Source organism: Pseudomonas sp. 1L-C-7-B-C1, from assembly GCF_057291635.1.
On the sequence record NZ_JBXAWH010000002.1, the window covers coordinates 73668 to 94227 of the forward strand.

Annotated in this window: 18 protein-coding genes; 2 read left to right on the top strand and 16 right to left on the bottom strand. The window is 59.9% G+C overall.

Annotation, left to right across the window (positions count from 1 at the left end; all coding sequences use genetic code 11):
- Positions 1 to 2: 2 nt before the first annotated feature.
- The 7 genes from lpdA to sdhC form a co-directional block, all read right to left on the bottom strand.
- The gene (gene lpdA / locus AC0Z8Z_RS03495) at positions 3 to 1439 is read right to left on the bottom strand and encodes a dihydrolipoyl dehydrogenase (protein ID WP_065986297.1); all 1437 of its coding nucleotides are present in this window, start codon (positions 1437 to 1439) and stop codon (positions 3 to 5) included.
- Between the two features lie 172 nt (positions 1440 to 1611).
- On the bottom strand, positions 1612 to 2868 hold the full coding sequence (gene odhB / locus AC0Z8Z_RS03500) for a 2-oxoglutarate dehydrogenase complex dihydrolipoyllysine-residue succinyltransferase (RefSeq protein ID WP_485617899.1): 1257 nt from the start codon (positions 2866 to 2868) through the stop codon (positions 1612 to 1614).
- A gap of 42 nt (positions 2869 to 2910) precedes the next feature.
- A complete protein-coding gene (locus AC0Z8Z_RS03505) occupies positions 2911 to 5742 on the bottom strand; it encodes a 2-oxoglutarate dehydrogenase E1 component (protein ID WP_122538403.1) in 2832 nt (943 codons plus the stop codon).
- A 269-nt stretch (positions 5743 to 6011) separates the two neighbouring features.
- Positions 6012 to 6716, bottom strand: coding sequence for a succinate dehydrogenase iron-sulfur subunit (locus AC0Z8Z_RS03510; protein WP_485617900.1), 705 nt, complete (start codon positions 6714 to 6716; stop codon positions 6012 to 6014).
- Between the two features lie 11 nt (positions 6717 to 6727).
- Positions 6728 to 8500, bottom strand: a complete 1773-nt coding sequence (gene sdhA, locus AC0Z8Z_RS03515; RefSeq protein ID WP_122538400.1) for a succinate dehydrogenase flavoprotein subunit — start codon at positions 8498 to 8500, stop codon at positions 6728 to 6730.
- Between the two features lie 3 nt (positions 8501 to 8503).
- Positions 8504 to 8872, bottom strand: a complete 369-nt coding sequence (gene sdhD, locus AC0Z8Z_RS03520) for a succinate dehydrogenase, hydrophobic membrane anchor protein (RefSeq protein ID WP_122538398.1) — start codon at positions 8870 to 8872, stop codon at positions 8504 to 8506.
- A complete protein-coding gene (gene sdhC, locus AC0Z8Z_RS03525; protein WP_172611790.1) occupies positions 8866 to 9240 on the bottom strand; it encodes a succinate dehydrogenase, cytochrome b556 subunit in 375 nt (124 codons plus the stop codon). The genes sdhD and sdhC overlap by 7 nt, the downstream gene beginning before the upstream one ends.
- Positions 9241 to 9602: 362 nt before the next feature.
- Here sdhC and gltA point away from each other — a divergent pair, with 362 nt between their 5' ends.
- Positions 9603 to 10892 (top strand): citrate synthase, encoded by a 1290-nt coding sequence (gltA, locus tag AC0Z8Z_RS03530; RefSeq protein WP_037009384.1) that lies wholly within the window; start codon positions 9603 to 9605, stop codon positions 10890 to 10892.
- A gap of 86 nt (positions 10893 to 10978) precedes the next feature.
- Here the strand turns inward: gltA and AC0Z8Z_RS03535 are convergent, their stop codons facing one another.
- The 9 genes from AC0Z8Z_RS03535 to AC0Z8Z_RS03575 all read right to left on the bottom strand — a co-directional run bounded on the left by AC0Z8Z_RS03535 (position 10979) and on the right by AC0Z8Z_RS03575 (position 18225).
- On the bottom strand, positions 10979 to 11587 hold the full coding sequence (locus AC0Z8Z_RS03535; RefSeq protein ID WP_122624266.1) for an START domain-containing protein: 609 nt from the start codon (positions 11585 to 11587) through the stop codon (positions 10979 to 10981).
- Positions 11588 to 11631: 44 nt separating this feature from the next.
- Positions 11632 to 11889, bottom strand: coding sequence for a YkgJ family cysteine cluster protein (locus AC0Z8Z_RS03540; RefSeq protein ID WP_485617902.1), 258 nt, complete (start codon positions 11887 to 11889; stop codon positions 11632 to 11634).
- A gap of 94 nt (positions 11890 to 11983) precedes the next feature.
- Positions 11984 to 12661 carry a translation initiation factor 2 gene (locus tag AC0Z8Z_RS03545; protein ID WP_485617904.1) on the bottom strand — a complete coding sequence of 226 codons (678 nt, stop codon included), beginning with the start codon at positions 12659 to 12661 and terminating at the stop codon, positions 11984 to 11986.
- Positions 12662 to 12817: 156 nt separating this feature from the next.
- Positions 12818 to 14257: an aminotransferase-like domain-containing protein gene (locus AC0Z8Z_RS03550; RefSeq protein ID WP_122538388.1), complete on the bottom strand. Its 1440-nt coding sequence runs from the start codon at positions 14255 to 14257 to the stop codon at positions 12818 to 12820.
- Between the two features lie 150 nt (positions 14258 to 14407).
- A complete protein-coding gene (locus tag AC0Z8Z_RS03555) occupies positions 14408 to 15223 on the bottom strand; it encodes an OmpA family protein (RefSeq protein WP_172611786.1) in 816 nt (271 codons plus the stop codon).
- The gene (locus AC0Z8Z_RS03560; protein ID WP_205487522.1) at positions 15220 to 15573 is read right to left on the bottom strand and encodes a DUF4398 domain-containing protein; all 354 of its coding nucleotides are present in this window, start codon (positions 15571 to 15573) and stop codon (positions 15220 to 15222) included. Before AC0Z8Z_RS03560 ends, AC0Z8Z_RS03555 begins: the two co-directional genes overlap by 4 nt.
- A 21-nt stretch (positions 15574 to 15594) precedes the next feature.
- The gene (locus AC0Z8Z_RS03565; RefSeq protein WP_485618257.1) at positions 15595 to 16416 is read right to left on the bottom strand and encodes a substrate-binding periplasmic protein; all 822 of its coding nucleotides are present in this window, start codon (positions 16414 to 16416) and stop codon (positions 15595 to 15597) included.
- Positions 16417 to 16546: 130 nt separating this feature from the next.
- Positions 16547 to 17476 carry an electron transfer flavoprotein subunit alpha/FixB family protein gene (locus AC0Z8Z_RS03570; RefSeq protein ID WP_485617905.1) on the bottom strand — a complete coding sequence of 310 codons (930 nt, stop codon included), beginning with the start codon at positions 17474 to 17476 and terminating at the stop codon, positions 16547 to 16549.
- Positions 17476 to 18225 carry an electron transfer flavoprotein subunit beta/FixA family protein gene (locus tag AC0Z8Z_RS03575; protein ID WP_065986283.1) on the bottom strand — a complete coding sequence of 250 codons (750 nt, stop codon included), beginning with the start codon at positions 18223 to 18225 and terminating at the stop codon, positions 17476 to 17478. The genes AC0Z8Z_RS03570 and AC0Z8Z_RS03575 overlap by 1 nt, the downstream gene beginning before the upstream one ends.
- Before the next feature lie 561 nt (positions 18226 to 18786).
- On the opposite strand from AC0Z8Z_RS03575, the gene AC0Z8Z_RS03580 reads away from it, so the two are divergent.
- Positions 18787 to 20451 (top strand): electron transfer flavoprotein-ubiquinone oxidoreductase, encoded by a 1665-nt coding sequence (locus tag AC0Z8Z_RS03580; RefSeq protein ID WP_325719529.1) that lies wholly within the window; start codon positions 18787 to 18789, stop codon positions 20449 to 20451.
- Positions 20452 to 20560: the final 109 nt, after the last annotated feature.

Consider the following 20560-nt stretch of genomic DNA (forward strand, 5'->3'; position numbering starts at 1 on the left):
TTTCAGCGTTTTTTCTTGTTCTGGATGTGGATGGCGCCGCCATTCACAGCCAGTGCCGCTTCGTGCAGCGCTTCGGACAGCGTCGGGTGGGAGAAGACCATCATGCCGATGTCTTCGGCACTGGTGCCGAACTCCATACCGATCGCGCCCTGCTGTACCAGCTCTGCAGCGCCCGGACCAATGACGTGTACACCCAGTACACGGTCGGTCTTGGCATCAGCGATGACCTTGACGAAACCGCCGGTGTCATTGGCTGCCATTGCACGGCCGCTGGCCGCGAACGGGAACTGACCGACGTTGACTTCCACGCCTTCGGCCTTGAGCGTCTGCTCGGTTTTGCCGACCCAGGCGATTTCCGGGTGGGTGTAGATAACCGACGGGATCAGGTCGTAGTTCATCTGGGTCTTGTGACCCTTGATGCGCTCGACAACCATGATGCCTTCTTCGGACGCTTTGTGCGCCAGCATCAGACCACGAACCACGTCACCGATCGCGTACACGCCAGGAACGCTGGTCTCGCACTGCTCGTTGACGAAGATGAAACCGCGCTCATCGATGTCGACGCCGCTGTCGGCAGCCAGCAGCTCGGTGGTCACCGGGCGACGGCCCACGGCCACGATCACGCGGTCGAAGGTGATGTTCTGCTCGCCGTCCTTGTCGGTGTAGGTCACGACGACTTCGTCGCCATTGACCTTGGAACCGGTGACGCGTGCACCCAGCTTGATGTCCAGACCCTGCTTGTTGAAGGTCTTCTGCGCTTCTTTGGCAACGGCTTCATCAGCGGCTGGCAGGAATTTCTCCAGGGCCTCGAGGACGGTTACCTTGGCACCCAGGCGAGCCCAGACAGAACCCAGTTCCAGACCGATGACACCGGCGCCGATGACGCACAGACGCTCAGGCACGGCCGGGAATTCCAGGGCGCCTGTCGAATCGACGATGGTGACCTGATTGACCGGAGCCGGCGGAATATCGATCGGACGCGAACCGGAAGCCAGAATGATGTTCTCGGCTTCGATGACTTCGGTGGTGCCGTCTGGCTTGGTCAGCTCGACTTTCTTGCCGGCCAGCAGTTTGCCGTGGCCTTGCAGGGAAGTGACGCCGTTGGCCTTGAACAGGCTGGCAACGCCGCCGGTCAGGCCTTTGACGATCTGAGCCTTGCGACCAATCATGGCAGCAATGTCCATTTTCAGGTCGCTGAGCGAGATACCGTGAACACCGAACTGGTTCTTGGCTTCGTAGAATTTCCAGGAGCTGTCCAACAGCGCCTTGGAAGGGATGCAGCCCACGTTCAGGCAGGTACCGCCGAGGGCCAGCTTGCCCTCCTTATCCTGATACTTCTCGATGCAGGCAGTCGTGAGACCGAGTTGCGCGGCCTTGATAGCGGCCACGTAGCCGCCAGGGCCAGCGCCAATCACTACCACGTCGAATTTCTGGGACATAGAAAAGAGTTCCTCTTTAGCTGCGAGCTTTAAGCCACAAGCTGCAAGCTGATCCGTGATGCTTTACAGACGAGTTGCAGCCTGTTCATTAGGATGTTGCGACGACCCAAGCGTTGGCGCCAGGCTGCTGTAACTTGCAGCTTGGCGCTTGCGGCTTGCAGCTGTCCTTGAATCAGATGTCCAGCAACAGACGCGCCGGGTCTTCCAGCAGGTTCTTGATGGTCACCAGGAACGTCACGGCTTCTTTACCGTCGATCAGGCGGTGATCGTAGGACAGCGCCAGATACATCATCGGACGGATGACAACCTGACCGTTGATCGCCATAGGACGCTGCAGAATGTTGTGCATGCCCAGGATGGCCGCTTGCGGCGGGTTGACGATCGGGGTCGACATCATCGAACCGAAAGTACCACCGTTGGTGATAGTGAAGGTACCGCCAGTCATCTCGTCGATGGACAGTTTGCCGTCACGGGCTTTCTTGCCGAAAGTAGCGATGCCGCCTTCGATTTCAGCCAGGCTCATCTGCTCGGCGTTGCGCAGCACCGGAACCACGAGACCACGATCGCTCGACACGGCAACGCCGACGTCGGCATAACCGTGGTAAACGATGTCGGTGCCATCGATCGAAGCGTTGACCGCAGGGTAGCGTTTCAGCGCTTCGGTCGCGGCCTTGACGAAGAACGACATGAAGCCCAGGCGTACGCCGTTGTGGGACTTCTCGAACAGGTCCTTGTACTTCGAACGCAGCGCCATGACTTCGGTCATGTCGACTTCGTTGAAGGTGGTCAGCATCGCCATGTTCGACTGAGCTTCAACCAGACGCTCTGCCACCTTGGCGCGCAGACGGGTCATCGGCACGCGCTTCTCGGTGCGGTCGCCAACGGCAGCCACAGGCGCAGCGGCAGCGGCAGCGGCCGGTTTGGCGGCAGGTGCAGCGGCCGGCGCGGATTTCTTGGCTTCGATGGCAGCAACCACGTCTTCCTTGGTCACGCGGCCGTCTTTGCCCGTGCCTTTGACGCTGGACAGGTTGATGCCGTTTTCTTCGGCCAGCTTGCGGGCAGCCGGAGCGCCGATGGCGTCTTCGTCACCGGAAGCAGCAGGTGCAGCGGCAGCCTGGGCCGGCGCAGCAGCCGGAGCCGGAGCCGATGCAGCAGCGGCTGGAGCGGCGGCAGCAGGAGCGGCAGCAGCACCGCCCGCTTCGATCGAGCCCAGCAACTGGTTCGACAGGACGGTGGCGCCCTCTTCGGCAACTATTGCGCCCAGTACGCCGTCAGCTTCGGCCAATACTTCCAGCACGACCTTGTCGGTTTCGATATCGACGATCAGGTCGTCACGCTTGACGGCGTCGCCCGGTTTCTTGTGCCAGGTGGCAACGGTGCCGTCGGCAACGGATTCCGGGAAAGAGGGGGCTTTGATCTCAATAGCCATTATCTGTAATTCCTTTAATTCGGTTTCTAGTGCGCGAAGGCGTTAAACGGAGAACGCGTCTTTCAGCAGTTTTTCCTGCTGCTCGGCGTGCATCGAAGCGTATCCACAAGCTGGGGCAGCGGAAGCATCACGGCCGGCGTACTCGAGAACGAGGTTGCGGTTGTGGTTGCCAATGCTGCGGCGCAGGTGGTGCTGACTGCTGTACCAGGCGCCCTGGTTCATCGGTTCTTCCTGACACCAGACCACGTTGGTCAGGTTGGTGTACGACGCGATAGCGTCCATCAGGTCGTCTTCCGGGAACGGATAGAGCTGCTCGAGACGCACAATGGCGATGTCTTCGCGGCCTTCGGCACGGCGTTTTTCCAGCAGGTCGTAGTAGACCTTGCCGCTGCACAGCACCAGACGCGTCACTTTCGCGGCATCGAGGGTGTCGATTTCCGGGATGACAGTCTGGAACGAGCCATGGGCCAGATCTTCCAGGGTCGACACGGCCAGCTTGTGGCGCAGCAACGACTTCGGCGTCAACACGATCAGCGGCTTGCGCAGCGGACGGATCACCTGACGACGGAGCAGATGGTAGATCTGAGCCGGGGTGGTCGGTACGCAGACCTGAATGTTGTGCTCGGCGCACAACTGCAGGTAACGCTCAAGACGTGCCGATGAGTGCTCCGGCCCCTGCCCTTCGTAGCCGTGGGGCAACAGCATGGTCAGACCACACAGACGACCCCACTTGTGCTCGCCACTGGTGATGAACTGGTCGATCACGACCTGTGCACCGTTGGCAAAGTCACCGAACTGCGCTTCCCAGATGACCAGCGCATTAGGCTGAGTCGTCGAGTAGCCGTATTCGAACGCCAGCACGGCTTCTTCCGACAGGAACGAGTCGTACAGGTCAAAGCGCGGCTGACCGGCGTACAGGTTCTGCAGAGGCACGTACGTGTCGCCGTCCTTCTGGTTGTGCAGCACGGCATGACGGTGCGAGAACGTACCGCGACCGACGTCCTGCCCGGTGATGCGCACCTGATGGCCTTCGAACGCGAGCGTTGCGTAGGCCATGGTTTCGGCATAACCCCAATTGATCGGAAGGCCACCGACTTGCATCTTCTGGCGGTCTTCGTAGATTTTCTGGACCTGACGCTGAACCACGAAACCTTCCGGCACTTCCATCAGCTTGGCTGACAGTTCCTGCAGGGTCTTGAGGTCGAAACTGGTGTCATGACGTGCGGTCCACGCGTGACCCAGGTACGGACGCCAATCGACGAACAATTCCTTGTTCGGCTCTTTGACGAGACTTTTGACCACGTGCATGCCGTTGTCGAGCGCGTTGCGGTACTCGTCGACCTTGGCCTGGGCGGCTTCGGCGTTGAGAATGCCAGCGGTGGCCAGAGCATCGGCATACAGCTCACGGGTGGTGCGCTGTTTGGCAATCTGCTGGTACATCAGCGGCTGGGTGCCACTTGGCTCGTCGGCTTCGTTGTGGCCGCGACGACGGTAGCAAACCAGATCGATGACCACGTCACGCTTGAACTGCATGCGGTAGTCGATCGCCAGTTGGGTCACGAACAGCACCGCTTCAGGATCATCGCCGTTCACATGGAGGATCGGCGCCTGAATCATCTTGGCAACGTCGGTCGCATACTCGGTGGAGCGCGAGTCTTCCTGCTTGCTGATGGTGAAGCCGACCTGGTTGTTGATCACGATGTGGATCGTGCCGCCCGTCTTGAAGCCACGGGTCTGCGACATCTGGAAGGTTTCCAGCACCACACCCTGACCTGCGAACGCAGCGTCACCGTGAATAGAGATCGGCAGCACTTTCTCGCCAGTGGCGTCGTTGCGACGATCCTGACGGGCACGCACCGAGCCTTCGACCACAGGGGACACGATTTCCAGGTGGGACGGGTTGAACGCCATCGCCAGGTGGACTTCGCCGCCGGTGGTCATCACGTTGGACGAGAAGCCCTGGTGATACTTGACGTCACCGGAACCCAGCTCGACCTTCTTCTTGCCTTCGAACTCGTCGAACAGGTCGCGCGGGTTCTTGCCGAAGGTGTTGACCAGCACGTTGAGACGGCCGCGGTGGGCCATGCCGATGACAACTTCCTTGGTGCCGTAGGAGCCGGAACGCTGAATCAGCTCGTCGAGCATCGGGATCAGGCTTTCGCCGCCTTCCAGACCGAAACGCTTGGTACCCGGGTATTTGGTGCCCAGGTACTTTTCCAGACCCTCGCCCGCCGTCACACGCTCGAGCAGATGGCTCTTGATGTCGGCGGAATAGGCAGGACGGCCACGCACGCTTTCGAGGCGCTGCATGAACCAGTTGCGCTGGTTGGAATCGACGATGTGCGTGAACTCGGCGCCGATGGTGCGGCAATATGTCTGCTGCAACGCTTCGACGATTTCGCGTAGGCTCGCTTCTTCCTTGCCGATGAACAGGTCGCCGGCACGGAATGTGGTATCGAGGTCAGCGTTGGTCAAACCGTAATGGTTGATCGACAGGTCAGCTGGCGCAGTACGCTTCCACAGACCCAGAGGATCGAGTTGCGCACCCTGATGGCCGCGCATACGGAATGCCTGGATAAGTCGCAGCACTTCAACTTGCTTCTTTTCATGCTCGCTGCTCACGCTGCCGGCAGAGACCGGTTGGGCGCGGCGCTGGTTTTTCCCCAGCAACACAAAATGATCGCGAACCGTAGAGTGCGATACATCGGTGGCAGTGCTGCCGTCAGCCGGCAACGTCTGAAAATAGGTGCGCCACTCTTCTGGCACAGCGTTAGGGTCGTGCAGGTAGAGCTCGTAGAGCTCTTCCACATAGGCAGCGTTACCACCGGAAAGGTGGGCGCTGTTCCACATGCGCTGCATCACGCTTTCTTGCATGCTTGGTCACCCTCGATTAGGGGACACCATCGGCGTCGATGCCAGCGCAAACTTGAAAAGTCCATGTGCAGCGACTTCAAGTCACTAGGAATCACGCAGATAGTCCGGGTACCAGCCCGGATGCCCCTGCTGGTTTCATTTCTTCAAAATAAGAGCTGAAGCCATACGACAACTGCTCAGGTTAAAACTACGGCGCCGGTTGAAGCCTGCGCCGCAGCGTTTACGGGTGCTGCAGTAGCGGGTGCTGCGATGTTACAGGTGTGGCGAACTCAGACACCGCTTTTGAGCAACATGTTGCGCACGTGACCGATAGCCTTGGTTGGGTTAAGGCCTTTCGGACACACGTTGACGCAGTTCATGATGCCGCGGCAGCGGAACACACTGAACGGATCGTCCATGGATGCCAGACGCTCTTGCGTTCTGGTGTCGCGGCTGTCGGCCAGGAAACGATAGGCTTGCAGAATCGCAGCAGGACCCAGGAACTTGTCGGGGTTCCACCAGAAGGACGGGCAGGACGTCGAGCAGCAAGCGCACAGAATGCACTCGTACAGGCCGTCGAGTTTTTCCCGCTCTTCCGGGGTCTGCAGGCGCTCGATGGACGGAGCCGGCGTGTCGTTCTGCAGGAATGGCTTCACCTTCTCGTATTGCTTGTAGAAGATGCTCATGTCAACGGCGAGGTCACGGATGACCGGCAGACCAGGCAGTGGGCGAACCACCAGCTTGTTGCCGTTGACCACAGCCGACAGCGGCGTGATGCAGGCCAGGCCGTTCTTGCCGTTGATGTTCATGCCGTCGGAACCGCACACGCCTTCGCGGCACGAACGACGGTACGAGAAGCCTTCGTCCTGCTCTTTAACCAGAGCCAGGACGTCCAGCACCATCAGGTCTTTGCCACCGGTGTCGACCTGGAAATCCTGCATGAACGGCGCGGCGTCCTGATCAGGGTTGTAGCGATAAACACTGACTTGCAACATGGCGGTCACCCTTAATAAGTCCGAATCTTAGGTTCAAAAGTCGGAACAGTTTTCGGCGAGAAGTTCACGGCACGCTTGGCTACGCGCTTGTCACCCGGGAAGTACAGGGTGTGGCACAGCCAGTTCTCGTCGTCGCGATCTTCGAAGTCTTCACGGGCGTGAGCGCCTCGGGACTCCTTGCGATGCTCTGCGGCGATCGCCGTTGCTTCAGCGACTTCCAGCAGGTTTTGCAGCTCCAGCGCTTCGATCCGGGCAGTGTTGAACGCCTGGCTCTTGTCGTTGATCTTGACATTGGAAATACGCGTGCGCAGGTCAGCCAGCTGGGCAATACCCTTCTGCATGTATTCGCCGGTACGGAACACACCGAAGTAGTTCTGCATGCAGCTCTGCAGCTCTTTGCGCAGGGTTGCGACGTCTTCGCCATCGGTACGCGAGTTCAAGCCATTAAGGCGAGCCAGCGCGACGTCGATGTCGGTTTCGGAAGCGCGACGGTAGTCGACGCCTTCGTTGAGCGCCTGCTCCAGGTGCAGACCGGCAGCACGACCGAACACCACCAGATCGAGCAGCGAGTTGCCGCCCAGACGGTTGGCACCGTGAACCGAAACGCACGCCACTTCACCCACCGCGAACAGGCCGGGGATGATGGTGTCGACGCCGGCAGCGTCCTGGGTGATCGCCTGACCATGAATGTTGGTGGCAACGCCGCCCATCATGTAGTGGCAGGTCGGTACGACAGGGATCGGCGCAACGGCCGGGTCAACGTGTGCAAAGGTCTTGGACAGTTCCATGATCCCTGGCAGGCGGCTGTGCAGCACTTCTTCGCCGAGGTGATCAAGCTTGAGCATTACGTGGTCGCCGTCAGGACCGCAACCATTGCCGGCGATGATCTCCTTAACCATCGAACGAGCCACAACGTCACGACCAGCAAGGTCCTTGGCGTTTGGCGCGTAGCGCTCCATGAAACGCTCGCCGTGCTTGTTGATCAGGTAACCGCCTTCACCACGGCAACCTTCGGTGACCAGTACACCTGCGCCGGCGATGCCGGTCGGGTGGAACTGCCACATTTCGATGTCCTGAACCGGTACACCGGCACGCAGCGCCATGCCCACGCCGTCGCCGGTGTTGATCAGGGCGTTGGTTGTGGAGGAATAGATGCGGCCGGCACCGCCGGTGGCCAGTACAGTCGCGTCGGCGCGAATGTAGGAGGTTTCACCGGTTTCGATGCAGATGGCGATGATGCCGACGAACGCGCCGTCTTGGTTCTTCACTAGGTCAACTGCGTAGTACTCGTTAAGGAATACGGTGCCGGCTTTCAGGTTGGCCTGATACAGGGTGTGGAGCAGCGCGTGACCGGTACGGTCAGCCGCCGCACAGGTACGTGCAGCCTGACCGCCCTTGCCGAAGTCTTTCGACTGACCGCCGAACGGACGCTGATAGATGCGGCCCTGCTCGGTACGGGAGAACGGCAGACCCATGTGCTCGAGCTCGAACACGGCTTCCGGGCCCACGGAACACATGTATTCGATAGCGTCCTGGTCACCGATGTAGTCGGAGCCCTTGACGGTGTCGTACATGTGCCAGCGCCAGTCATCGTTCGGATCGGCCGAAGCGATTGCGCAGGTGATGCCACCCTGGGCGGAAACGGTGTGGGAGCGAGTCGGGAAGACCTTGGTGACGACAGCGGTCTTGTGGCCGCCCTGAGCCAGCTGCAATGCGGCACGCATGCCCGCACCGCCGCCGCCAATGATAATGGCGTCGAATGAAAGCGTATTAATGTTAGCCATGAATCAGATACCCCAAAGAATCTGCACACCCCAGACGAAGTAAGCGAACATCGCAATGCCGCACACCGCCTGAAAAAGGAAACGCACCACTGTCGCGGACTTGCCCAGCGCCATCGGCGTCAGGTAGTCGGTCGCGATGGTCCACATGCCAACCCAGGTGTGAGCCGCCAGGGCTACAAGGGCCAACAGGCTGAAGATGCGCATTGCGTTATGGGAGAAGAGCGCGTGCCACGTGGCGTATTCGATGCCAGGGTGAGCGATCAGGTACCCGATCAGGAAAATGAAATAAGCCGCGAGTACGACGGCGGAGACGCGTTGCGCCATCCAGTCATACAGGCCCGAACGAGAAAGGTTGGTGACGTTGGTTACCATATCCACACTCCTGCCAGAACGATCACCACCACAGACACGGCGATAACGATTTTAGAGCCCAGCTTGCCGCCTTCCAGCGTCTCGCCAATGCCCGTGTCCATGATCAGATGACGGATGCCCGCCACCAGGTGATACAGCAGCGCGGACAGAAGAGCCCAGATCACAAACTTGGCCAGCGGACTGGTCAGCCCTGCTTTCACCGACGCGAAGCCTTCCTCGGAGTCGAGCGACAGGTCCAATGCATAGAGCATGATGGCAATGCCGACGAAGAGGATGACACCGGAGATACGATGAAGGATGGACGTGTAAGCAGTGATAGGGAGTTTGATGGTCCTTAGGTCTAGGTTTACAGGTCGTTGGCTTTTCACGGCTTTTTTTCACACTGAAGAGCCCTAACACTCAGGGCAAGTTGTTGGGAAGTGTACTGGTCAGGTACCCACTACCCAGGAAGTGACCAACCCCGTTGAATCGGGCCTGAAAGCCCCTGGCGGTCGGACGCCGAGTATAGACAGTTAGCCAACTAATGACAACGCGCAGACCCCGTCCCAAGGGTGGATTGCTTTAGCCCGATAATTGGCGTAAATGGCCCGTAATTTCGACGAAAATCCCCCGTTAAAGCCTTCTGCTACAAGACTTTTGGCAAATTGACTTTAGAATTTATCTCACTATAGTGATGCGGGCCCTGCGTGGGGGGTCTGTCTGATGATTTGAAGCATAATTAGGAGGCCACATGGCTGATAAAAAAGCGCAGTTGATCATCGAGGGCGCAGCCCCCGTCGAGCTGCCCATTCTGACCGGCACCGTTGGTCCCGATGTTATCGACGTACGCGGCCTGACTGCCACCGGACGCTTCACATTCGACCCAGGCTTCATGTCCACCGCCTCATGCGAATCCAAGATCACCTACATCGACGGTGACAACGGCATTCTTCTGCATCGCGGCTACCCGATCGAACAGCTGGCCGAGCAATCGGACTACCTGGAAACCTGCTACCTGCTGCTTAACGGCGAACTGCCAACCGCCGAGCAAAAAGCCGAATTCGTCGTCACCGTGAAGAATCACACCATGGTGCACGAGCAACTGAAGACCTTCTTCAACGGTTTCCGTCGCGACGCCCACCCGATGGCCGTCATGTGCGGTGTGGTCGGCGCCCTCTCGGCGTTCTACCATGACTCGTTGGACATCAATAATCCGCAGCACCGGGAAATTTCCGCGATCCGTCTGGTCGCCAAGATGCCGACCCTGGCCGCGATGGTTTACAAGTACTCCATGGGCCAGCCCATGATGTACCCGCGCAACGACCTCAGCTACGCGGAAAACTTCCTGCACATGATGTTCAACACGCCGTGCGAGATCAAACCGATCAGCCCGACGCTGGCCAAGGCCATGGACCGGATCTTCATCCTCCATGCCGACCACGAACAGAATGCCTCGACCTCCACCGTGCGCATGGCAGGTTCCTCGGGCGCCAACCCCTTCGCCTGCATCGCAGCCGGTATTGCTGCACTCTGGGGCCCTGCCCACGGCGGCGCGAACGAAGCCGTGCTGACCATGCTCGATGAGATCGGCGATGTGTCCAACATCGACACTTACATCGCCAAGGCCAAGGACAAGAACGATCCGTTCAAGCTGATGGGCTTCGGTCACCGCGTTTACAAGAACCGCGACCCGCGCGCCACCGTGATGAAACAGACCTGCGACGAAGTCCTGCGCGAGCTGGGCATCACCAATGACCCGCAACTCGAGCTGGCCATGCGTCTCGAAGAGATCGCCCTGACCGACCCGTACTTCATCGAACGCTCGCTGTACCCGAACGTCGACTTCTACTCGGGCATCATCCTAAAGGCAATCGGCATCCCGACCAGTATGTTCACCGTGATTTTCGCGCTGGCGCGAACTGTCGGCTGGATCTCTCACTGGAAGGAAATGCTGTCGAGCCCGTACAAGATCGGCCGTCCACGTCAGCTGTACACCGGTGAAGTGTCGCGCGACATCGTTCCGCTGGCCGAGCGCAAGTAACTCGACAGCCATCACGAAGACGCAAAAAAAGGCTGCCCTAGGGCAGCCTTTTTAGTGTGTGGCTTTAACGTCGCAAGCGAACCGACTCAGTTCTTCTCGGCTCGGTCCTTCAGCGCCTTCAGAGTGTTGAACGGCGCATCCACCACGAACTTGTTCGCCAGCCAGGATGGCACGCTGCCGCCGGGCTCGGTGTGAACTTGATAGGTGACCTCGGTCAGGTTGTCGCCCTTGGGCGCGAACTTCCAGAACCCTTCGACCTGCGCGACCCGCACGAAGCCCTTCTCTTCCGGGATGTACTTGGGCTCGCCTTCCAGCTCACGGGTCACACTGCCATCGGCGCCTTCCACCGTCGTCACTTTCAGCACCGAGTCCCGAGGCGTAACCGGCCACGGCGTGTTGAACTGGGAGTACGTCCAGGTCTTGTCGCCGTCGTGCTTGAGGATCTTCTGCAGCTTGCATTCGTGAATCCAGGCACAGGCGCTGGCCACATCTTCCTGCAAAGCACGGAGCTTGCCGATGCTCGCCTTAATGGTGGTCACGCCCTGATAGGCCTTGTACTGCGATCCGGGCACATCGCTGAGGGAGACTTTGATGCCCTCCTCGTTCTTCGCGACTTTCCACTCTTCAGCCTGGGCCGACGCTGCGACCCATACAGTCAGTCCCAGCCCGAAAGCAATGCGGTACAGCGAACTCATAGGTTGTTCCTTATTGTTGAAGTTCAGTCACGACCGGTCGCGCTTCATGCCACCGATGTCATCTCTTCCCACCAGCCGATCAGTCGAATCGCTTCCTGCGGACTGGTACCACAGACCTCAGGCTCCGCCGCGAACTGGCCACACACCGCCGGCCTTCCCGGCTGTCCAAAAATGCCGCAGAGCATCTCCAGCGACAGGTGCAGACAGCGTACGCCCGCAGGTTTGCCGTTGGGCATGCCGGGAATCGGTGAGGTGATGGACGGCGCGATGCAGCATGCGCCGCAGCCTGGACGGCATTCCATGAAGAGAACCTGTGTGGCGGTGAGAACGATGGCAGGATCTTACGCGCTAAAACACACGTTTGAAATCGGGCACTGAGACCGGGTTACGGGTTCATCACTTCTTGAATGTGAAATCCAGCGCAGCGCCTTCCACGTCCTTGCGCGCCTCATTGCGCAATTGCAAGTCCATTTCGTTGCTCAGCAGACGGCCTTGCATCTGGAAGTCAGGGTCAGCGTTGGCGTCAGGAAACATTTTCGGCAGCAGGGGCTTGGCACCGGTTGAGGGCGCCTTGGCCTTCGACGCGGAGCTGATCACATTAGCCGGCGGGGTCAACTGCTTGACCATCTCGGGGGGCAGGCTAAGGTCCAGCGGCACTTTGTTCAGCTTGGTTTCTTTCACCACTTGGGACGCCGACTTGCTCTTGCTGGCCACGGGGGCACGCCGCGCCACTTCGGCATTATCCGCTTTAACCTTGGCGGATTTGGCGTTGGAGCCCGCCGCTTTATCGTCAGCCGTTTTGGCGTTGGTAACCGCTCGCGGCGCTTCAACCGACGCCTTCCCCGACGCGACAACCGGCACGGTCTTGATATTCGGCGTCAGGGCATGGACCTCTGGCGCTTCGACCGCAGGCTTGTCCGGCACTGCAGACGAAGGCTCAGCTCCAGAGGCAGGCTTCGCTGGCTCGGGAGACATAGGCGACACAGCGGGCGCGTCAGCACGGGTACCGGCCGCCGACGCAGTGGCTTTCGCCGGTGGCGTGGGCGCTTTGTCGGCATCACACGCGCTAAGCATCACCAACAACATCACACTTACACAACGCAGTGATTTCATAGTCTGAACGGCAGTAAGTAAGACAGGGGCCATATGCTGGCCCTTTGCATGGCGGCTGACAAGTTGGTCCTGTCTGCCTCCCCCGATAACGTATGGAAAGCTGGCAACCCTGCGAGTTCACCAGGATTGCCCGGCATCCTGGCACAGCTGCTTGGCGAGCATGCCCACTGTCATCAACGCCCTCTCCGCCTCACGGTTCCACGGCAGACCGCAATTGAGGCGAATGCAGTGATTGAACTGCTCCGTATTACTGAAAATCAGGCCCGGTGCGATGCTGATGCCCTGCTCCAGCGCACGCACGTGCAACTCCTGGGTGTTCACCCGCCCCGGCAGGCTGATCCACAGAATGAACCCGCCCGCAGGTCGACTGATCTGCGTGCCTTCCGGAAACATCTGCTGCACCGCCAGTTGAAACGCGCTGAGATTCTTGCGGTGCTCCTGGCGGATAAAGCGCAAGTGCCGGTCATACCCGCCGTTTTCGAGATAAGACGCCACCGCCATCTGCGTCACGCTGCACGCTGAGTGGGTGCTGAAGGTTTGCAGACGCTGGATTTCGGCCTGGTATTTGCCGGCGATCATCCAGCCAATACGCACCCCGGGCGACAGGGTCTTGGAGAAGCTGGAGCAGTAGATGACATGGCCCAGCCGGTCGAAGGCCTTCAAGGCTTTCGTCTTGTTCTGCTCGTACATCAACTCGCCGTAGATGTCGTCTTCGATGATTTGAATGTCGAAGTCCGACGCCAGGCGCAGCAGGTGTTTCTGCCGCTCTTCCGGCATGGTGCTGCCCAGAGGATTGCTTAGCCGGGAGGTCATCACCAGCGCTTTGATCGACCATTGATTGGCAGCCAGCTGCAAGGCCTCGAGGCTGATGCCGGTGTTGGGGTCGCTGGGAATTTCGATGACTTTCAGGCCAAGCAGATCAGCCAGCTGCAGCAGGCCGTAGTAGGTCGGGGATTCTGCGGCGATCAGGTCGCCCGGACTGGTCAGCACCCGCAGTGACATTTGCAGCGCGTCGACGCAGCCATGGGTGATCACGACTTCAGACGGGTCGATCACTACGCCAGCGTCGCGCATGCGAATCGCCACCTGACGGCGCAGCGGCTCGAAGCCGGGGCTGAACATGTAATTGAACGCCCGAGGGCTCTGAAAGCGGGTGACCTTGGCCAGTTGCTGGTGCAACGCGCGCAGGGGCAGGTAATCAATGTGCGGGACCGCTGCGCCAAACGCGAACACCCCTTCCCGCCGCGCCTCGACCAGCACCTGTTGAATGATGCTGGCGCGGGTGACCAGGCCGGGGCGCTCCACCCGAGCGATATCGGGAGTCGCCGCCGTAAGGGCCGGGGTTTGGTGCACGTAGTAACCGGACTGTGGCCGGGCGCGGATCAAACCCTGGTCTTCAAGGTTGGCGTAGGCCTGCAGGACGGTGGCATGACTGACGTTGAGCTGGGAGCTCATTTTGCGCACGGACGGCACGCGTTCGCCTGGCTGATACACGCCCCGGCGAATGTCTTCGGCCAGCTGTTGGGCGATGCGTTGGTACAGCAACAGACTGGTCATTTCGCGTCCCTCGATCCTGTGCTTTGATCTCGTATCCGTTGATCAAAAAGCAGGATCACCGGAACAGTTCGGAAGTGTACGGTGACAGTTCCTGTTCCGGCTAGAGGGCGCGGCGTTTGAATCACTCGGATTCCTACCTTCCTCTGCGCCTTAGCGAGGCGCGCTCAAATGTCCCTTGTCGTCCGAGAAGACAATTTCGACACGGCGATTCTGCGCACGGCCGCTTTCAGAGGTGTTGGCGTCCACCGGGTACTGATCGCCGTAACCTTCGACCTGCATGCGGTCTTCCTCGATGCCCAGATCAGACAGCACGTCAGCAACGGCCTGTGCGCGGTCCTTCGACAGCGCAAGGTTTTCCCGAGCATCGCCTGTGCTGTCGGTGTAGCCCTCAATGCGCACCACGCGTTTGGGATTGAATTGCAGGAACTGCACGACCTTCAGCACCGTGCGGTTGGCCGAGCTTTTCAGTTCGGCGCGGCCGGTATCAAAGAGCATGTCGCCGAGGGTCATCACCAGCCCGCGCTCGTTCTGCTGTGTCGACAGACTGATCACCTGATCTTCCGCCCACTTGCCTTGTTGCTGGGCACCGGCCAGCTTGGCTTCACGCAAAGCCAGCTGCAGGCGCTGACGCTCCAGTTCCAGTCGCGCGAGCTTTTCCTGATTCAACAGCAGCTTGCTGTGCTCCCGGGCAATGGCGCTGTAACGGCTGCTCAAGTAGGCGTAATGACTGACGTCGTCAGCGCTGCCGATATAACTCGACAGGCGCTCGGCCCGGCCGAGCAATTCGCCGGCACGGATGACATCCTTCGGCGCGCTGCGCAGGACGTTGGTGTCTTCCTTGACCTTCTGGTAATCGGCAATGGCACCCTGCAACGACTGCTCACTGCTCTGGTGGCCGGCACAGCCCGCAAGACCGGCACTGGCCAGCATGAGGCCGAGACTGAGGCTTCGCACGACAGCATTCATTGGCTGGCCCCCAACTGCTTGCGCAGACGCTCGAGCCGGGTGTTGACCTGAGCCACCTGCGCTTCGCTCTTCCGGGTCAACACTCGGGCCTCGGCCAGACGCGCGTCCAGCTCGGCCTGTTCGGCCTGCATGCGCGCATCCTTGTAGGACTTGTCCGCCATATCGGCGCGAGCCTGGGTCAGCTTCGCCTGGGCTGTCACCAAGTCCGGTTCTTCATCCGTAGCACCGACTGCAGTGGCCTGGGCAACAGCCTGTTCGGTGAGTTTGAGTTGTTCGGTGGGCGCCGGGTCGTTGGCGCAGCCGACAAGGGCGGCGAGCACGACAGCGCCAAATACAGGCTGGATTTTCAAGAGAAAGCTCAAAACACATTCCTACTGATGGAGGGCATTGCCGGACTGCTGCAATTGGTTTTTCCACAGGTCCAGATTGCGCGTGACGGCTTCACCGGAGCGACCGGAAGCCGCCAATTCTGTCATTTTTTTCGCCAGCTGTCCGCGCAGCCATGGATCGTTGCAGGCCGAGTTGAACGACAACGCCAGATAAAACCCCGGATGATCAAGAACCGCGGGCTCGCTTTGCAGGTCTTTGGCGATGTCCAGCGCCTGGGTCACAGCCATCCCGGCGTAGCGGCCGGCCAGGACAAATTCGACCTGCCCCGCCGCCAGTTTCTGAAACGCCAGAACGAGACTGGCCTGCTTCTCCAGCGTCAACTGCGCCCTGATCGCCTGATCGAATCCGGCGGTCACCCGGGTCTTCTCTGACATGGCCCCAAGATGGCCCTGCAGATCGGCCAGTGAGTTGAAGGGCTGTTCGTGGCCGATGCGGGTCCAGACCATGATGTCGTTCTGGGCGATGGGCGGGTGAATAAAGTCCAGGGATTCCAGCTCGGCGCTGTTGAGCGGCGTGTCGGCGAGCATGTCCATGCGCCCGGTGCGCACTTCCTCAAGGGCCTGGCTGCGCTTGCCCCCATACAGCAGCTCGACCTTGACGCCGACCTGCTGCGCGACCTCCTTGAGCAGGTCGGCATTGGCCCCCATCAGGTGTTTGGGGTCTTGGGGGTCGCGCCACAGGTACGGCGGCGCATCCGGGCTGCCGGTGACAATCAGCCGGTCACACTTGCCCGCAGACCAGGCCAGCGACGGCAGCAACAGCAACCCGCCCAGCAGTGAAGCCAGCGTCTGCTTTGGCGACAACATGACAACGTCCTTTTTTCAGCCCATAAAAAAACCCGTCAGATCCGACTGCCTGAGCGCTGGTTCATCAAGTGAACACGCTTGCAGCAGCCCGAACGAACGGGTTCTCTTTATAAGTCAGGGAAGTGGATTAAACCAGCTTCTCCAACTCGGGGATCGCTTCGAACAGATCCGCGACGAGGCCGTAATCGGCCACCTGGAAGATTGGCGCTTCTTCGTCCTTGTTGATCGCGACGATCACTTTGGAGTCCTTCATGCCTGCCAGATGCTGGATCGCGCCGGAGATGCCGACCGCGATGTACAGCTGTGGCGCAACGATCTTGCCGGTCTGACCGACCTGCATGTCGTTGGGCACGAAGCCTGCGTCGACGGCCGCGCGGGAAGCGCCGACCGCTGCACCCAGCTTGTCAGCCAGGGTGTAGAGGTGCTTGAAGTTGTCGCCGTTCTGCATGCCGCGGCCGCCGGAAACAACGATCTTGGCAGCGGTCAGTTCCGGACGGTCGGACTTGGCCAGCTCTTCGCTGACGAAAGACGACTTGCCCGCATCGTGAGCCGCGCTGACGGCTTCAACCGAGGCAGAACCGCCTTCAGCTGCCACGGCGTCAAAGCCGGTAGCCCGAACGGTGATGACCTTCACGGCGGCCGACGACTGAACGGTCGCAATGGCGTTGCCCGCATAGATCGGGCGCTTGAAGGTGTCAGCGCTTTCAACCGAGATGATCTCGGAGATCTGGTCGACGTCCAACTGGGCGGCCACACGCGGCAGGATGTTCTTGCCGTTGGAGGTTGCAGCAGCCAGCACGTGGCTGTAGGCCGAAGCCAGCTCGACGACCAGCGGGGCGACGTTTTCCGGCAGTTGGTGTTCGTAGGCCGCATTGTCAGCCACGAGGACCTTGGACACGCCTGCGATTTTTGCAACGGCTTCGCCAACGGCACCGACATTGTGGCCCGCGACCAGAACGTGAATGTCACCACCGATCTTGGTAGCCGCGGCAACGGTGTTGAGGGTGGCGGGAGCGATTGCGCCGTTTTCGTGCTCAGCGATAACCAGGGTCGTCATCAGATCACCTTCGCTTCGTTTTTCAGTTTATCGACCAGTTCAGCAACCGACTTGACCTTGATGCCTGCGCTGCGGGCAGCCGGAGCTTCAACCTTCAGGGTCTTGTTGGTGGACGCAATCGAAACACCCAACGCATCAGGGGTCAGCACTTCGAGCGGCTTTTTCTTGGCTTTCATGATGTTCGGCAGCGACGCGTAGCGCGGCTCGTTCAAGCGCAGGTCGGTAGTGACAATGGCCGGCAGCTTGAGGGAAACGGTCTGCGCGCCGGCGTCGATTTCACGGGTGACATTGACGCTGTCGCCGGAGACTTCGACTTTCGAGGCGAACGTGCCTTGAGCATAGCCGCTCAGCGCAGCCAGCATCTGGCCGGTCTGGTTGTTGTCGCTGTCGATTGCCTGCTTGCCGAGGATGACCAGCTGCGGCTGCTCTTTGTCGACAACGGCCTTGAGCAACTTGGCCACGGCCAGGGAGGTCAGTTCGTCAGCGGATTCTACGAGGATGGCACGATCGGCACCCAGTGCCAGCGCGGTGCGCAGTTGCTCCTGAGCCGTGGTCGGACCGATGGAAACGACAACGATCTCGGTCGCAACGCCCTTCTCTTTCAGGCGCACGGCTTCTTCTACAGCGATTTCGCAGAAGGGGTTCATCGACATTTTAACGTTGGCGAGATCGACGCCGGAGTTGTCCGCTTTGACGCGAACCTTGACGTTGTAGTCGACCACTCGTTTGACAGCTACAAGAACCTTCATGGATTCCTCGTTTCTCTCCGGTGAAAAGAAAATCGCCAGGCCATGCCCGGCGATGGGTACTCGTCAGTGTAAAGAACACCTGTGAAAACAACGTATTCGCGGTTGCCGAATGCGGATGTCAGCAAAAGCGGCGACGCTACGGCGGCAATCCAAGCCAGACGCTGATCGCCCGTGTAAACTGCAGCGCGCCGCCGGCGTGGAGCTGAAGGTGGCGCGGGGGCGATGCTCACGTTGCTTTTAGCGGTGTTCTGCTGCCAACGGGTTTGTACCGGCAGCCGAGGCGAACAGCCAGCTGGGGCGAGTGCAAAACCGCCCGTATCTTGACCGCAACGTCTGGTCGGGTCAATACGACATAAACGCCAGTCACAAGCCGCCTCACCATGATTTATCAGGGTTTCGGCCGATTCAAACAAACGTTTGTATTGGACCTGCGAGGTGGTGTAGATATAATGCGCGCCTTCACAATGACACCCGGGCGAACGACCTTCCCGGTGTCGGTTTTAGTCATCTATAAAAATACGTCTAAAAATACGCCGTTGAGCCTTGAGTAGGAGATAGCCTGTGGAACGCGAATTTATGGAGTTCGACGTCGTCATCGTCGGAGCCGGGCCCGCCGGGCTGTCTGCCGCTTGCCGCCTGAAACAGAGAGCCGCTGACGCCGGTCAGGAAATCAGCGTCTGCGTCGTGGAAAAAGGCTCCGAGGTCGGTGCCCACATCCTCTCCGGCGCGGTGTTCGAACCCCGAGCCCTCGACGAACTCTTCCCTGACTGGAAAGCCCTCGGCGCCCCGCTCAACACCCCGGTCAAAGGCGACGACATCTATGTGCTGACCGGTGCCGACGCCAGCCAGAAAGTCCCGGGGGCATTCGTTCCCAAGACCATGCACAACGAAGGCAACTACATCATCTCCCTGGGCAACCTGTGCCGCTGGATGGCACAGCAGGCCGAGAACCTGGGCGTCGAAATCTACCCGGGCTTCGCGGCTCAGGAAGCGCTGATCGATGAAAGCGGCGTGGTGCGCGGGATTCTCACCGGCGACCTGGGCGTTGACCGCGAAGGCAATCCGAAAGAAGGCCTGTACACCCCCGGCATGGAACTGCGCGGCAAGTACACGCTGTTCGCCGAAGGCTGCCGTGGTCACATCGGCAAGCAACTGATCAACCGCTTCAACCTCGACAGTGAGGCCGACGCCCAGCATTACGGCATCGGCTTGAAGGAAATCTGGGAAGTCGATCCGGCCAAACACCAGCCAGGCCTGGTGGTGCACACCGCCGGTTGGCCGCTGGACATCATGGGCACTGAAAACACTGGCGGCTCGTTCCTTTACCACCTGGAAAACAATCAGGTCGTGGTCGGGCTGATCGTGGATCTGTCCTACGCCAACCCGTACCTGTCGCCGTTCGATGAATTCCAGCGCCTCAAGCACCACCCGGTCCTCAAGCAATACCTGGAAGGCGGCAAGCGCATCAGTTACGGCGCTCGGGCCATCTGCAAGGGCGGACTGAATTCGCTGCCGAAGATGGTCTTCCCCGGTGGCGCGCTGATCGGTTGCGACTTGGGCACGCTGAACTTCGCCAAGATCAAGGGCAGCCACACCGCCATGAAGTCCGGCATGCTCGCCGCTGAAGCGGTGGCGGATGCGCTGTTCGCCGGCAACGAGGGTGGCGACGCGCTGAACGGCTACGTTGAAGGTTTCAAAGCCAGCTGGCTGCACGAAGAGCTGTTCGCCAGCCGCAACTTTGGCGCGGCGGTTCACAAGTTCGGCGCCATCTTCGGTGGCGCGTTCAACTTCATCGATCAGAACCTGTTCGGCGGCAAGATCCCCTTCACCCTGCACGACACCAAGCCGGACTACGCCTGCATGAAGCTGGCGGCCGACTCGAAGAAGATCGACTACCCGAAACCCGACGGCAAGCTGAGCTTCGACAAGCTGAGTTCGGTGTTCATCTCTGGCACCAACCACGAAGAAGAACAGCCCTGCCACTTGAAGCTGAAGGACCCGAGCATCCCGATCAGCGTCAACCTGCCCAAGTACGACGAGCCTGCGCAGCGTTACTGCCCGGCAGGGGTTTACGAGGTGGTGACCCAGGAAGACGGCGCGAAACGCTTCCAGATCAACGCGCAGAACTGCGTCCACTGCAAAACCTGCGACATCAAGGATCCATCGCAGAACATCACGTGGGTAGCACCGGAAGGCGCAGGCGGGCCGACCTATCCCAATATGTAAGGGAAGCGGCAAGCTTCAAGCTTCAAGCTTTGAGCTGCAAGCTTCCCGGCTGAATCCGGTCCTACCGACACTGCGCGTGTTCAGTGGGACCGGCTTTAGCCGGGAAGGC

Bases quoted from the DNA above. Each gene is read 5' to 3' on its own strand.
- sdhD (WP_122538398.1), bottom strand. From the start codon at position 8,872: ATGGTAACCAACGTCACCAACCTTTCTCGTTCGGGCCTGTATGACTGG.
- odhB (WP_485617899.1), bottom strand. From the start codon at position 2,868: ATGGCTATTGAGATCAAAGCCCCCTCTTTCCCGGAATCCGTTGCCGAC.
- AC0Z8Z_RS03535 (WP_122624266.1), bottom strand. From the start codon at position 11,587: ATGAGTTCGCTGTACCGCATTGCTTTCGGGCTGGGACTGACTGTATGG.
- AC0Z8Z_RS03505 (WP_122538403.1), bottom strand. From the start codon at position 5,742: ATGCAAGAAAGCGTGATGCAGCGCATGTGGAACAGCGCCCACCTTTCC.
- AC0Z8Z_RS03545 (WP_485617904.1), bottom strand. From the start codon at position 12,661: ATGCTTAGCGCGTGTGATGCCGACAAAGCGCCCACGCCACCGGCGAAA.
- sdhA (WP_122538400.1), bottom strand. From the start codon at position 8,500: ATGGCTAACATTAATACGCTTTCATTCGACGCCATTATCATTGGCGGC.
- AC0Z8Z_RS03510 (WP_485617900.1), bottom strand. From the start codon at position 6,716: ATGTTGCAAGTCAGTGTTTATCGCTACAACCCTGATCAGGACGCCGCG.
- AC0Z8Z_RS03540 (WP_485617902.1), bottom strand. From the start codon at position 11,889: ATGGAATGCCGTCCAGGCTGCGGCGCATGCTGCATCGCGCCGTCCATC.
- AC0Z8Z_RS03575 (WP_065986283.1), bottom strand. From the start codon at position 18,225: ATGAAGGTTCTTGTAGCTGTCAAACGAGTGGTCGACTACAACGTCAAG.
- gltA (WP_037009384.1), top strand. From the start codon at position 9,603: ATGGCTGATAAAAAAGCGCAGTTGATCATCGAGGGCGCAGCCCCCGTC.
- lpdA (WP_065986297.1), bottom strand. From the start codon at position 1,439: ATGTCCCAGAAATTCGACGTGGTAGTGATTGGCGCTGGCCCTGGCGGC.
- AC0Z8Z_RS03550 (WP_122538388.1), bottom strand. From the start codon at position 14,257: ATGACCAGTCTGTTGCTGTACCAACGCATCGCCCAACAGCTGGCCGAA.
- AC0Z8Z_RS03570 (WP_485617905.1), bottom strand. From the start codon at position 17,476: ATGACGACCCTGGTTATCGCTGAGCACGAAAACGGCGCAATCGCTCCC.
- AC0Z8Z_RS03555 (WP_172611786.1), bottom strand. From the start codon at position 15,223: ATGAATGCTGTCGTGCGAAGCCTCAGTCTCGGCCTCATGCTGGCCAGT.